At 61.9% G+C, this 812-nt stretch carries 1 protein-coding gene; it reads right to left on the bottom strand.

Annotation, left to right across the window (positions count from 1 at the left end):
• The coding region (locus tag G3I74_RS00060; RefSeq protein WP_164208699.1) for an ammonia-forming cytochrome c nitrite reductase subunit c552 at positions 1 to 812 on the bottom strand (812 nt) is incomplete at both ends.

Genomic DNA, 812 nt, shown 5'->3' with positions numbered 1-812 from the left:
TCGACGTGCGTCAGCGGGCTGGTCCAGTGGTGCTCGGTGTATTCCTCGCCGTCGCTGTCGGTGGCCTTGGGCATGTGGCAGTCGGTGCACTGCAGCCCGAGCCTGGAGTGGACGTTCACTTCCTGGCCCTCGTGATAAAGCTCATACTCTGGATGCTGAAGCTTCGCCACCAGCGCCCCGGTCTGCGGATGCACCCACTCGTCGGAGCGCTGCGCTTCGTCATAGTGTTCCAGCTGGGCTTCGGCCGTCAGCCCGGTCGTCCAGGCCAGCTCGACCTTGCGCGTCTCGGCGTTGAAATGGTAGTTGGTGTGGCACTGGGCGCAGACCAAGTCCGTGCGGCCTTCGGGCTCGATGTTGGCAAAAGTACCGTGGGCGATGCCCTCATCCAGCCAGGTGCGGGCATGACGGACGGTTGCATCATCGGGCGCGTGGCAGTCCAGGCAGCCAATAGTGTTGGAGCCCATGACCTTGGCGAACGGCATCGAGTACCAGTCATCGCCATGGATGGCGTCGAGCTTCGAGACGTCGGTGGTCTTGCAGCCGATGCAGGTCGCCGGGCGCTTTTCCCAGTCCGGGAGGCGCTCGGTGTCGGCAATATCCGTCAAGGCATAGTAGTGACCGCGAGAACGGTAGTAGCCCTTGGAGAAGGCAAATCCGTCGTAGTTGACCTTCAGGAAAGGGTACATCTCCAGATAATTGATCTTCTCGATGTCCATGTCTTCAGCCGCGGCCTTGCCGCCGCCGCCGTAGGTCGTTTCCTGCATTTCCGAGGTCCGCATCCAGCCCTCGTACTGCGCCGGGAAATAGCGCTT

The sequence above is a fragment of the Wenzhouxiangella limi genome (assembly GCF_010499265.1).
GTDB lineage: Bacteria > Pseudomonadota > Gammaproteobacteria > Xanthomonadales > Wenzhouxiangellaceae > Wenzhouxiangella > Wenzhouxiangella limi.
Note: the sequence above shows the minus strand (reverse complement) of the source record. Positions and strands in the feature narration are given on the sequence as shown.